Raw genomic sequence first — 12236 nt, forward strand, 5'->3', positions numbered from 1 at the left:
TCCGCCCGACCTGACGCCACGCCATGCTGCCCACCTTCCTGCAAGCCGACGCCGACCTGCAAGCCCTCAACACCCTGGCCCTGCCGGGACGCGCCGCCTTCCTCGGCACCATCACCGCAACGGCACAACTGGCGGCCCTCTCCGCCGTGCCTGCCCTGCAAGGCAAGCCCCGCTTTATTCTTGGCGGTGGCAGCAATCTGGTGCTCAACGGCGACTTCCCCGGCCTGGTGCTGCGCCTGGCCATCCCCGGCCGGGAGCTGGCGGCGGAAGACGACGAAGCCTGGTACATCCGCGCCGGTGCCGGCGAAAACTGGCACGACTTCGTGCGCTGGACCCTGACAGCCGGCTACCCAGGCCTGGAGAATCTCTCCCTCATCCCCGGCACCGTCGGCGCCGCGCCGATCCAGAACATCGGCGCCTACGGCCTGGAAGTGGGTGAACGCTTCCACCACCTGGAAGCGGTGGACCTGACCACCGGCGCAGCGGTGCGCTTCGACCGCCACCAGCTGCGCTTCGGCTACCGGGACAGCCTCTTCAAGCAGGAGGGCTGGCACCTAGACGGCCGCTACGCCATCACCCACGTCACCTTCCGCCTGGAGAAGCGCTGGCAGGCGGTGACCCGCTATGCGGACGTGGCCAAGGAACTGGCCGCAGCCGGCATCGCCGCCCCCACGGCGCTGCAGGTGTCGGACGCCATCATCGCCATCCGCCAGCGCAAGCTGCCGGACCCGGCCCAGATGCCCAACGCCGGCAGCTTCTTCCACAACCCGGTGGTGGACGCCGCCATCGCCGCCCGGCTGGCGGCCGAGTACCCGACCCTGCCCCAGTACCCCCAGCACGACGGCCGGGTGAAGCTGGCCGCCGGCTGGCTGATCGAGCAGGCGGGGTGGAAGGGGAGGAATCTGGGGCCGGCGGGGATGTATGAGAAGCAGGCGCTGGTGCTGGTGAATCGTGGCGGCGCCACGGGGGCGGATGTGGGGGCGGTAATGGGGGCCGTGCAGGCCAGTGTGCGGGAGAAGTTTGGCGTCGGGCTGACGCCGGAGCCGATTTTTCTCTGAGGTTGGTTTGGGGCCTTCGCTTCGGAAGGTAGGGCTTCGCTTCAAGCGTGATGGGGTGTTTTACGGCTGGGTTCCGCGCCTGACGCGCGGGTTACTTTTCTTGTCTTGCCAAGAAAATGTAACCAAAAGAAGGCGCGCCCGGTTTGGCGCCCCTTCGGGGTTCCCTGCGCTACTCGCTTCCGGCGGGGGCTGCGCAACTCGGGCCTAAAGGCCCTCAAACAGTGCTCGCCCTTTTCCCGCCAGAAGCTCCGTTGCTCGGCGCCGCACAGGGCGGACGGGGTGATGCCCCCAACGCTTAAAGTCACTGGCCTACAAACTCTCCGACCAAGTCATTTGATATGACACCCTAGGACACCGCGTAGTAACCATATATCGGAAGCGCACAACCATTTCGTACCTTCAGCTTATGGTAGTAAACGGTCTGCTGTACTGCTTAAAGATAGCTTCCGCATCATCACTGACTTGCGGCATACGGAAAATGGAACCCTCATCGCCTTTCAATGAGCACGGATATCTTCCACTCCATGTGGCCGCCTCTGAAAGTAGCGATAGAGACAATTCGTATTTTTCAAAAAGATCTTCATCAATTAGCTTTGCCAGTCTGACAAGATCATGTGTCTTTAGCTCTACAGGGAATGCAGCAACAGGACTCCACTCGTCTCGATACGGGGGGCCGAATTTTCTAAGAGTCCATATAGCCTTGAAGAGATTTTCTATACAAAACCCGTAAAGCATTGTGGCAACGTGCTCAAGGTCGATTTTTTCCCAAGGATCAATCAATACTGAGGCACGTTCTCGCGTAGACCTTGCTGCGGCCAGCAATGACCTCGAATGCTTAAACCAAGCCAAAGGGTTGCTAACCCTCTCAGCAAACATTCCAGAGATCACATCGAAATGTTCTTCGCTCATCTTATGTGCGTTCAAAAAGGGAAAGGTACATAGCCTGCTTGCAAGCGGAGTAAATACTTGACCGAACAATTAGCTATTTCTCAGGTTTCCTTTTCGCTTGGATTGCACAAGCTCATCAGCAGGCTATGCCTGGAAGGGAGGTGGGCCTCCCAAGACGTGACAACACGACCTTTGACGCATTTCGCATATGCCATAACCTCACTTACAACCTTCTTGAGCATAAGCAAACCCTCCTTTCTGACTGCAGACAACAAAGCAATGATTTCCGAAATTACAAACCCCAACCCAAAACTGGTCGGGCCAATAACAACATAAACCAGGCCTGCCATCATCAGTCTCAAGAGGCCACCCCTGAGAGACGTACCGAGTACGTTTCGGCTGTTAATCGAACAATTATTCAACTGGGCTGAATTATACGCAGGTCATTCACAGCACTAATTCACCCTAGGAGGAACGCTCCAATACATAAGCTACGTGGAAGGCATTGCCCTCTTCCCCTTCCACCCCCGCCGAGCAGCGCAAGGCGGGCGGGGGGACGTCGGCGAGGACTGTTTGAGCCCCCGCAGGGGGCGAGTTCCGCAGCCGCCCCGCTCGACTGAGCAGCGCAGGGGAGCCCGCAGGGCCGGGGGTGAGGGTTCCCCTTCTTTTGGTTCCTTTTCTTGGGGAAGCAAGAAAAGGAACACGCGCGGCGGCGCGGAACCCAGCGGTCAAACCTCATTCCACGCCCGAATCACCAGAGAGCCCGCCCCCTCTACCACCGCCAAACATCACCTTCGTCATATGTACATGACATCCAACAATCCCTACTATCCCGCCCGGCTCAACCGGCCTTGATGCGCCATCCCGGCGCGTCATCACATCATCACAGGGCGAGAAAATGAAAAACAAGCAAGTTGCATTGCTGGTCGCTGTCGCTGCAGTCAGCCTGACCACCGGCTGTTCCACCATTACCCAATCCGAAAACCAGCGCGTTTCCGTGACCGCTTCCTACGAAGGCAAGCCGGTCCCCGACGCGGACTGCTCCCTCAGCAACGACAAGGGCACCTGGACCGCCAAGGCCCCGGGCCAGGTGGACGTGCGCAAGAGCGGCGAAAACCTGAACGTGGTGTGCAAGAAGGAAGGCCTGGTGGACGGCCTGCTTACCGCCGTTTCCCGCGCCGCCGGCTCCATGTGGGGCAACATCGTCTTCGGCGGCGGCATCGGCGCCATCATCGACCACAACAAGGGCACCGGCTACGACTATCCCACCACCCTGCCGGTGGAAATGGGCAAGTCCGTCTCCGTGGACCGGGCCCAAGAAAAGCAGCAACAGCAGTTGCAGCAGCAGGCTGCCGCCGACTGCCGCAACAACGGCAGCACCTGCTAAAGCGGGCGGGCCTTCCCGCCGCTTAGTTCCGGGGGCCAGGCAACTGGCCCTCTGCTTTCAGGGGTTCCCCCAGGCACACCGCCAGCCCCTCCGCCAGGCCTTGCGCCATGGCCTGCTGGCGGCTCCGGTCCCGCAGGGCCAGTTCCTCATCCCGATGCTTCAACACCCCCGCCTCAAACAGCACCGACGGCATCGCTCCGTGGGAGATGACGAACAGCGTGTCATAGAAGCGAACCCCGTTCTCCTCGTCCGCCCAGGGCCGGGGCGTGCCGGCGGCGGTGGTGCCGTGGTGGGTGGCGGGGATGAAGCCCCGGGCCCGCAGCGCCCGCCCCATGGCGGAGGCGCAGGCCAGGCTTTCTTCCAGCCGGGGATTGCGGTGGGAGATGAAGAGGGCGAAACCCCGGTCCTCGTCGGCGAAGTCCAGGTCTTCGCCCATCCAGTTCCAGGCGGTGAGCTTGAAGGACGAGACCGAGTCGTGATGGATGGAGAGCAGGAAGTCGCTGCCGGCGGCGGCATCCACCCGGGCCTGCAGGCTTTCGATTTCGCCGTCGAAGTTCACCGGCTGCACCGTGAGACCCCGGGCTTCCAGCACCGGCCGCAGCACCCGGGCCAGGTTGAGGTTGAAGTCGAATTCGGTGGCGCCCCGGGCGCTGATGGCGCCGGAGTCCCACAGGCCGTGGCCCACGTCCACCGCCACGGTGCCGGCGGCCCGGGCCGGGAGGGGGGCGAGGGCGGTCAGCAGCAGGCAGGCTAGAATGGCGGCCATGCTCCAGGGCCGGCGCTGCCGCCCTTCACTCTGACTCTGCGTGATTGCCATGGCCAAGAAAACTCCTTCCGTCACACTGCCGTCCGTCGATTACCGCCTGGTGCCGCTCCGGCCCGAGGCCCATCTCTTCCAGGTGACGTGCACCGTAACCGACCCGGACCCGGCGGGGCAACGCTTTGCCCTGCCCACCTGGATTCCCGGCAGCTACATGATCCGGGAATTCGCCAAGAATATCGTGCGCATCGAGGCCAGTGCCGGCGGCAAGGCGGTGGGCCTGACCCAGATCGACAAGGCCACCTGGCAGGCGGAGAAGGTGCCCGCCGGCACCGCCTTGAGCGTGACCATGGAGGTCTACGCCTGGGACCTTTCGGTGCGGGGCGCCCATCTGGATGCCAGCCACGGCTTTTTCAACGGCACCAGCGTCTTTCTCTGCGCCCTGGGCCAGGAAGACCGGCCCTGCCGGGTGGAACTGGTGAAGCCCCAGGGCAAGGCCTACGCCGCCTGGCGGGTGGCCACCAGCCTACCCGTGGCCAAAGGGGAAAAGGGAGAAATGCGGGGCGCCGCCGCCCTCTACGGCTTCGGCCGCTACCGGGCCGCCGACTACGACGAACTGATCGACCATCCGGTGGAAATGGGCACTTTCGCCCTCATCGAATTCAAGGCCCGGGGCGTGCCCCATGCCATCGCCGTCACCGGCCGCACGGACGTGGACCTGAAGCGTCTGGCCGCCGACCTCAAGCCCATCTGCGAATGGCAGATCGATCTCTTTGGCGGCAAGGCCCCCATGGACCGCTACGTCTTCCTGGTGATGGCGGTGGGCGACGGCTACGGCGGCCTGGAGCATCGCGCCTCCACGGCCCTGCTCTGTTCCCGGGACGACCTGCCCAACAGCAATACACCCGCCAGCGGCCCCCTGCCCGAGGCCTACGTCACCTTCCTCGGCCTGTGCAGCCACGAGTATTTCCACACCTGGAACGTGAAGCGCATCAAGCCCGCCGCCTTCGTCCCCTACGACCTCACCCAGGAGGCCTACACCCGCCTGCTGTGGGCCTTCGAGGGTTTCACTTCCTATTACGACGATCTTTGCCTGGTGCGCAGCGGCGCTATCGACAGCGCCACCTATCTCAACCTGCTGGCCAAGACCGCCAGCGCCGTGAAGAAGGGCCCGGGGCGCCACCTGCAGAGCGTGGCCGAATCCTCCTTCACCGCCTGGACCAAGTATTACCGGCAGGACGAAAACGCCCCCAACGCCGTGGTCAGCTATTACGCCAAGGGCGCCCTCATCGCCCTGGCCCTGGATTTGAAGCTGCGGGCCGAGAGCGGCGGCAAGGCGAACCTGGACCAGGTGATGCAGCTGCTGTGGCAGCGCCACGGCCGCACTGGCGTCGGCGTGGCGGAGGAGGGGCCTAACAGCGTCTTCGCCGCCGTGGTCGAGGTGGGCGGTGCAGCCACCGCCCGCTGGCTGAAGCAGGCGGTGACGGGCACCGGCGACCTGCCCCTGGAGCGGCTGCTGAAGCCCTTCGGCGTCACCCTGGCCTGGGAAGCGGCTTCCAGCCTGCCTGTCCTCGGTGCCAAGACCGGCGGCGAGGGTAGCGAAGTGAAGCTGACCAGCGTGTACAACGGCGGTCCGGCGGAAGCGGCGGGCCTCTCGGCCGGCGATGTGCTGATCGCCTGGGACGGCCTCAAGCTCACCCCCGCCGCCCTGGAGAAGCGCCTCAAGCGCCACCGGGCGGGGGATCAGGTGAAGCTGCACGCCTTCCGCCGCGACGAACTGATCGAGGCCAGCCTGACCCTGGCCGCCCCGGCCGCCGATACGGCCAAGCTCAGCCTCACGGCCAAGGCCGACCGGGCCGCCCAGGCCCTGCGCCAGGGCTGGATCGGCGCCTGATCCCCATGGAGAAGCCCGCCATGACTGCCCCCCGCGCCATCCACTTCGCCGACCCGCTGCCGGCGCCCACCCTGGACCAGCCCGCCCCGGAGCGCTGTATCGGCACGCCGCCCCGGCGCACCACCTGGGAGCTGTATGAGCAGCAGGGCATTTCTATGGGTGTGTGGGCCTGCGAGCCAGGGGCCTGGAAGATCGCCTTCCACGCCCATCGCCACGAGTTCTTCCAGGTGCTGGAAGGGCGGCTGCAGCTCATTGCCGACAGCGGCGAGGTACGGGAATACGGGCCCGGCGATGCGGCCATCATTCCCGCCGGCTTCAGCGGCGTGTTCAAGGTGATCGAGGCGGTGAAAAAGCGCTACGTGATGGTGGACCAGCCCGCCGGCTGAGGCGGGGTAAATACCCATGGCGGCTGAGGCCGTCCCCTCTTATGATGGAGCCAATGGCAAACGGGGAGGGCGGAATTTGTCCGTACTCAAGGCACTGTGGGGCGACCTGATCCTGGGCGTGCGCTGGCTCTTCAGCAAGCACGCCTGGAAATTGCTGCTGGCCGTGCTGGTGCCGGCCGGCCTGGTCATGTTCATCGGCTACCTGTCCCTGGCCAAGCCCCAGTTCTACCCCAGCTACCTGTGCCGTCTCTCGGAAAACGGCGCCATCGTCACCCTTTTCTACCTCTCCGCCGGCCTGGCCCTGAGCGGCATGGTGCTCATCGGCGAGGTGGTGAACCTGGTGGAAGCACAACGCCAGCAGCGCTCCCCGGACAATCAGCGGCGCATCGCCGTGGCCGGCATCCTGGCCCTGGCCTTCGCCGCGGCCATCGTCTTCGTCATGCGCAGCTGCTGAAGGCTGCCTTCAGTCTTCGTAGAAATCCTTGGCCGCCGTCCAGGTCACCGGCTTGCCCGCCAGATGGGCCCGGTCGAACATGCGGATGAAGGGCTGCACCCGCTGGGAGAGGGCCACCAGTTCGTGGGCCTCGACGCCGACGCCGCTGTCCGGCGCCGCCTCGGCGCTTTCCCCTTCCTTGTGACAGAGGGCCGCCAGGCGGGCCAGGGCCTCGGTCATGTCTTCGGGCACGATGACGCCCCGGGCGGTGGGCTCCTTGCCGAGGATTTTCAGCAGGACCCGGGCCACGTCGGCGAAAGTGATGATGTCGGCAGTGGCGACGGACTGGAACTTGACGATCATGGTGTGCTCTCCTGTGGCGGCAGGGCCCGCCGGGCCTGGGCTTGGCGCCCTGGTGCAGGCCTCGATTCTACCCCTCTCCCGGCCCTTCGCCCCCGACCTTCGACCTACCCGGCGCCATGGGGTAAAATGCCGTTATTCATAATTATGTAATGGAAGGCCATGCATGGCATCCAGTCTTGACCACCTTTTCGAACAGAACCGGATATGGTCGGAACGCATTCGTTCCGAAGATCCGGAATTCTTCGACCGCCTCGCCACATTACAGAATCCCGAATACCTGTGGATCGGCTGTTCCGATTCCCGGGTCCCGGCCAACCAGATCACCGGCCTGCAACCGGGGGAAGTGTTCGTCCATCGCAACATCGGCAACGTGGTGGTGCATAGCGACCTGAACTGCCTCTCGGTGCTGCAGTACGCCGTCGATGTGCTGCACGTGAAGCACATCCTGGTGGTGGGCCACTACGGCTGCGGCGGCGTCAAGGCGGTGCTGGACAACCTGCGCGTCGGCCTGGTGGACAACTGGCTGCGCCACATCCAGGACGTGCGCCAGAAGCATCTGGCCATGCTCAATGCCATCGCCGACCCGGCTGTCCGCCTGGACCGCCTGTGCGAGCTCAACGTCATCGAACAGGTGCTCAACGTCTGCCATGCCACCGTGGTCCGCGATGCCTGGGACCGGGGCCAGGACCTGACGGTGCACGGCTGGGTCTACGGCCTGGCCGACGGCCTGGCCAACGACATGAACATTTCGGTGAATTCACACCAGGACACCCACGCGGCCTACGAGGCTGCGATCGCCCAGATCGGCTCGCCGGCCTGATCTGACTTGCGGAGAGGCCGCCCGCAACACGGGCGGTTTTTTCACGTTAACGGACGCCCATCCGCGTCCCGCCGGCGTGCATCACCTTTGAGACCAGCCAGCCGCTGGACCCGGGCCACCCAAGAAAGTCCGGGCCGTTGCTGACCCCCACAATCAACAGCAGGAGTTTCACCCATGTCCGGAACCCGGATTCTCAACGCTGCCATGCGCAGCAAGATCATGTCGGCCGAACAGGCCGCCGCCCTCATTCAGTCCGGCATGAACGTCGGCATGAGCGGCTTCACCGGCGCAGGCTACCCCAAGGTCGTGCCCGCCGCCCTCGCCAAGCACATCATGGACTCCAATCTGAACGGCAAGAAGTTCAAGATCGGCGTCTGGACCGGCGCTTCCACCGCCCCCGAACTGGACGGCGCCCTGGCCATGGTGGACGGCGTGGAAATGCGTCTGCCCTACCAGTCCGACCCCACCTGCCGCAAGCGCATCAACGCCGGCGAAATGGAATACATCGACATCCACCTGTCCCACGTTTCCCAGTTCGTCTGGGGCGGCTTCCTCGGCAAGCTGGATGTGGCCGTGGTGGAAGTGGCCGGCATCACCGAGGACGGCAAGCTGATTCCGTCCTCCTCCGTCGGCAACAACAAGACCTGGCTGGACCAGGCCGACAAGATCATCCTGGAAGTGAACTCCTGGCAGAGCCTGGACCTGGAAGGGATGCACGACATCTATTACGGCACCGCCCTGCCGCCCCACCGCAAGCCCATCCCCATCATCCGCACCGAAGACCGCATCGGCCAGCCTTACTTCAACGTCGATCCCAGCAAGATCATCGCCATCGTTGAAACCAACAAGCCGGACCGCAACTCCGCCTTCACCCCGCCGGACGCCAACTCCAAGCTGATCGCCGGCCACATCCTGGACTTCCTCCAGCATGAGGTGAAGATGGGCCGCCTGCCGACCAATCTGCTGCCCCTGCAGTCCGGCGTCGGCAACGTGGCCAACGCCGTGATGGCCGGCCTCAAGGACGGTCCCTTCGAGAACCTCACCGCCTACACCGAAGTGCTGCAGGACGGTATGCTGGAACTGCTGAAGTGCGGCAAGATGACCTGTGCTTCCGCCACCTCCTTCTCCCTCTCCCCCGAGGCCCTGGCCGATCTCACCGCCAACCTAAAGGACTTCAAGAACAAGATCATCCTGCGGCCCCAGGAGATCTCCAACCATCCGGAAGTGATCCGCCGCCTCGGCGTCATCGCCATGAACGGGCTGATCGAAGCCGACATCTACGGCAACGTGAACTCCACCCACATCATGGGCACTTCCATCATGAACGGCATCGGCGGCTCCGGCGACTTCGCCCGCAACGCCTTCATCTCCATGTTCATGACCCCCTCCAGCGCCAAAGGCGGCACCATCTCCTGCATCGTGCCCATGGTCTCCCACGTGGACCACACCGAGCACGACGTGCAGGTGATCGTCACCGAACAGGGCCTGGCCGATCTGCGCGGCCTTTCCCCCAAGGCCCGGGCCAAGGTGGTCATCGAGAAGTGTGCCCACCCCAACTTCAAGCCGGCCCTGCAGGAGTACTACGAGCGCTCCCTGCGCTACTCCCCCGGCCGCCACACCCCGCACCTGCTGGACGAAGCCTTCACCTTCATGCCCAACTGGATGGCCAACAAGGCCGCCCGGGAAGCCTGGCGCGACGACTCCCTGGTGCAGGCCGACGCCTGGAAGAAGTAAGCCGGGCGGTTCTTTCCGCCCAAACGAAAACCGGCCCCTCGGGGCCGGTTTTTTTTCGGGGTGGGGCCCGTCAGGGCTTGCTGCTGGCGGCCTGCATCTCGGTCACGAAATCCCTCTGGATTGCCTTCAGCTGGGCGCCCATTTCCGCCATGGAGCGCTGGGACTCCTGGGAGATCTGACGCAGCACCAGGGGCATCTTCTCGATGGTGGCGCGGCCCGCCGGCGTTTCATAGAAGGCGAGCATGCCGGCCACTTCGTCCTCGGAGAAGGTCTGGGTATAAAGGCGCATGTACATCGGCTCCTGGCGCTCCCAGGACAACTGCTCCTGGATCAGGGCCACCATGCGCGCCGTCATCCGGGTGATGGCCGCCTCCTGGGCCGGGGTCGGCGACTTGCCCCGCAGGCTCTGCTGCGCCAGGCCCTGCATCATGCCCTGGGCCTGCTGCTGCACTTGCTGCAACAGGGCGCGGGCCTGGGTCACCTCCAGCAGGCGCCGGACCGAGGCTTCGCTGGCCGGCTCGGCCAGGGCTGCAGAACCCCCGAGCAGAAGGACAAGGAGCAGCAGGTTGCGGATTGATGAGCGCATGGGGATTCCAAAAAAGGGATGGGGTAAAAGACAAGGCTACGAGCCCGGGGATTATGCCGTCCGACTTGGCAAACGCCAATGCGGGCTGCCCCGCGTCCCGGCCGACTTTTCCCGCTCCCGCCCCTGTGCCAGAATGGCCCGCCTGCCATTTGCCGACGCTGCAATGCCCATCCCCGCCACCATCCGCACCATAGCAACCACCCCGCCTCTGCGGCTGCCGAGGGCGTGACCGTGCGTCTCGGCATCGACCTGGGCGGCAGCAAGATCGAGATCATCGCCCTGGGCGACGACGGCCGGGAACTGCTGCGCCGCCGGGTACCGACGCCCCGGGGCGACTACGGCGCCACCCTGCAGGCGGTGGCAGGCCTGGTGCGGGAGGCTGAAGCGGCGCTGCAGATGACGGGCAGCGTCGGCGTCGGCATGCCCGGCAGCGAATCGATCCTCTCCGGCCACATCCGCAACGCCAATTCCACCTGCCTCATCGGCCAGCCCCTGGGCCGGGACCTGGAGGCCCTGCTGCAACGGCCGGTGCGCCTGGCCAACGACGCCAACTGCTTCGCCCTGTCCGAAGCCATGGACGGGGCAGGGCGGGGTGCCCGCTGCGTCTTCGGCGTCATCCTCGGCACCGGGGTCGGCGGCGGCCTGGTCATCGACGGCCAGGTGCTGCGGGGTGCCAACGGCATCGCCGGCGAGTGGGGCCACATCCCCCTGCCCGGCGCCGGAGCCGACGACCTGCCCCTGCCGCCCTGCTACTGCGGCCGCCACGGCTGCGTCGAAACCTATCTCTCGGGCCCGGCCCTGGCGGCCGACCATCAACGCCACGGCGGCGAAGCCATGGAGGCGGCCGCCATCGCCACCGCCGCGGCCACCGGCGACGCCCGCTGCGAGGCCGCCCTGCAGCGCTACGAAGCCCGTCTGGCGCGGGCCCTGGCCACGGTGATGAATATCGTGGACCCGGACGTGATCGTCCTCGGCGGCGGTCTGTCCAACCTGCAACGGCTCTATGCCAACGTGCCCCGCCTGTGGGCACCCCACGTCTTTTCCGACCACATCGCCACCCGCCTGCTGCCGCCCGTGCACGGCGACTCCTCCGGAGTGCGGGGCGCGGCCTGGCTGTGGTGATTGCCTGAAAGTGAAAGCATGGCCCTGATCGTCTCCCGCCTCGCCGTCGGTCCCGTTTCCGCCCTGCCGGAAGGCCGCCCCACGGCCATCTACAAGAATGCCGTGGACGGCCCGCTGGCCATCGGCCCCCTTGGCCTGGAAGGCGACGCCCAGGCCGACCGGCGCGTCCATGGCGGGCCGGAGAAGGCCGTCCATCTTTACCCCAGCGACCACTACGGCAAGCTGGCGGCGGCCTTTCCCGAGGCGGCAAGCACCCTGGTGCCCGGCAGCCTGGGGGAAAACCTGGCGGTGGCCGGCACCGACGAGGCCCAGGTCTGCGTCGGCGACATCTACGTCTTCGGCAGCGCCCGCCTGCAGGTTTCCCAGCCCCGCTCCCCCTGCTGGAAAATCGACTCCCGCCACGGCGCCGACGGCATCGCCGCCCACATCGCCGAGCACGGCCTCACCGGCTGGTATTTCCGCGTCCTCACCCCGGGCTCGGCCCGGGTGGGCGATGCCCTGCAACTGGAAGCGCGCAACCCGGACCCGGTGTCCCTGGCCGAACTGTGGCAGGGCTGGCAGATCCACCGGCCGCCCCTGGAACTGCTGGAGCGCCTGGCCGCCACCCCGGGCCTGACCCCGGACTGGAGCCGGCGCCTGCGGCAGCGGGCCGACTGGCTGCGGGCCAATCCCCAGGCGGCTGCCGCGGCCGCCACCACCTGGCATCCGCGCCGCGACTGAATGCCCATTGTTTGACGTACGTTAAACCTCGCCGGCATCGGCATACTAGGATGGGATTAAAGTCATATAGGCGGAATGCACCGCC

Annotated in this window: 13 protein-coding genes and 1 other RNA gene; 9 read left to right on the top strand and 5 right to left on the bottom strand. The window is 65.4% G+C overall.

Translation table 11 applies throughout. The features are described from left to right. Window positions 1–23: 23 nt before the first annotated feature. Window positions 24–1058, top strand: coding sequence for a UDP-N-acetylmuramate dehydrogenase (murB, locus tag AC3QLZ_RS10890; protein WP_014235898.1), 1035 nt, complete (start codon window positions 24–26; stop codon window positions 1056–1058). A 399-nt stretch (window positions 1059–1457) separates the two neighbouring features. On the opposite strand, the gene AC3QLZ_RS10895 is transcribed toward murB, so the two are convergent. Both AC3QLZ_RS10895 and AC3QLZ_RS10900 read right to left on the bottom strand, forming a co-directional pair. Continuing rightward, window positions 1458–1967, bottom strand: coding sequence for a hypothetical protein (locus AC3QLZ_RS10895; RefSeq protein WP_157870575.1), 510 nt, complete (start codon window positions 1965–1967; stop codon window positions 1458–1460). 316 nt (window positions 1968–2283) lie between these two features. Further along, an RNA gene (locus tag AC3QLZ_RS10900) (hammerhead ribozyme type II) lies at window positions 2284–2347 on the bottom strand. A 497-nt stretch (window positions 2348–2844) separates the two neighbouring features. Between AC3QLZ_RS10900 and AC3QLZ_RS10905 the strand changes: the two genes are divergently transcribed. After that, complete coding sequence (locus AC3QLZ_RS10905) at window positions 2845–3333, top strand: hypothetical protein (protein ID WP_014235900.1); 489 nt, start codon at window positions 2845–2847, stop codon at window positions 3331–3333. A 22-nt stretch (window positions 3334–3355) separates the two neighbouring features. On the opposite strand, the gene AC3QLZ_RS10910 is transcribed toward AC3QLZ_RS10905, so the two are convergent. Further along, the gene (locus AC3QLZ_RS10910; RefSeq protein ID WP_238526327.1) at window positions 3356–4150 is read right to left on the bottom strand and encodes an N-acetylmuramoyl-L-alanine amidase family protein; all 795 of its coding nucleotides are present in this window, start codon (window positions 4148–4150) and stop codon (window positions 3356–3358) included. Here AC3QLZ_RS10910 and AC3QLZ_RS10915 point away from each other — a divergent pair. The 3 genes from AC3QLZ_RS10915 (at window position 4149) to AC3QLZ_RS10925 (ending at window position 6827) form a co-directional block, all read left to right on the top strand. Continuing rightward, window positions 4149–5987: a M61 family metallopeptidase gene (locus tag AC3QLZ_RS10915; protein ID WP_014235902.1), complete on the top strand. Its 1839-nt coding sequence runs from the start codon at window positions 4149–4151 to the stop codon at window positions 5985–5987. The genes AC3QLZ_RS10910 and AC3QLZ_RS10915 overlap by 2 nt on opposite strands. Window positions 5988–6007: 20 nt before the next feature. Beyond that, entirely contained in the window at window positions 6008–6373 is a 366-nt protein-coding gene (locus AC3QLZ_RS10920; protein WP_014235903.1) for a cupin domain-containing protein, read from the top strand. Between the two features lie 76 nt (window positions 6374–6449). Further along, entirely contained in the window at window positions 6450–6827 is a 378-nt protein-coding gene (locus tag AC3QLZ_RS10925; RefSeq protein WP_014235904.1) for a hypothetical protein, read from the top strand. A gap of 9 nt (window positions 6828–6836) precedes the next feature. Here AC3QLZ_RS10925 and AC3QLZ_RS10930 read toward each other — a convergent pair whose 3' ends face one another. Further along, window positions 6837–7169 carry a DUF1840 domain-containing protein gene (locus AC3QLZ_RS10930; RefSeq protein ID WP_014235905.1) on the bottom strand — a complete coding sequence of 111 codons (333 nt, stop codon included), beginning with the start codon at window positions 7167–7169 and terminating at the stop codon, window positions 6837–6839. Window positions 7170–7332: 163 nt separating this feature from the next. Between AC3QLZ_RS10930 and can the strand changes: the two genes are divergently transcribed. Beyond that, window positions 7333–7989 carry a carbonate dehydratase gene (gene can, locus AC3QLZ_RS10935; protein ID WP_014235906.1) on the top strand — a complete coding sequence of 219 codons (657 nt, stop codon included), beginning with the start codon at window positions 7333–7335 and terminating at the stop codon, window positions 7987–7989. Window positions 7990–8163: 174 nt separating this feature from the next. Continuing rightward, entirely contained in the window at window positions 8164–9723 is a 1560-nt protein-coding gene (scpC, locus tag AC3QLZ_RS10940; RefSeq protein ID WP_014235907.1) for a succinyl-CoA:acetate CoA-transferase ScpC, read from the top strand. A 70-nt stretch (window positions 9724–9793) separates the two neighbouring features. Here the strand turns inward: scpC and AC3QLZ_RS10945 are convergent, their stop codons facing one another. Further along, window positions 9794–10309 carry a DUF2059 domain-containing protein gene (locus AC3QLZ_RS10945; RefSeq protein ID WP_014235908.1) on the bottom strand — a complete coding sequence of 172 codons (516 nt, stop codon included), beginning with the start codon at window positions 10307–10309 and terminating at the stop codon, window positions 9794–9796. Between the two features lie 231 nt (window positions 10310–10540). Here AC3QLZ_RS10945 and AC3QLZ_RS10950 point away from each other — a divergent pair, with 231 nt between their 5' ends. After that, a complete protein-coding gene (locus AC3QLZ_RS10950; protein WP_014235909.1) occupies window positions 10541–11431 on the top strand; it encodes an ROK family protein in 891 nt (296 codons plus the stop codon). A gap of 18 nt (window positions 11432–11449) precedes the next feature. Next, window positions 11450–12151, top strand: a complete 702-nt coding sequence (locus tag AC3QLZ_RS10955) for an MOSC domain-containing protein (RefSeq protein WP_014235910.1) — start codon at window positions 11450–11452, stop codon at window positions 12149–12151. Window positions 12152–12236 lie beyond the last annotated feature (85 nt).

Source organism: Azospira sp. MPR-LB4 (assembly GCF_058809525.1).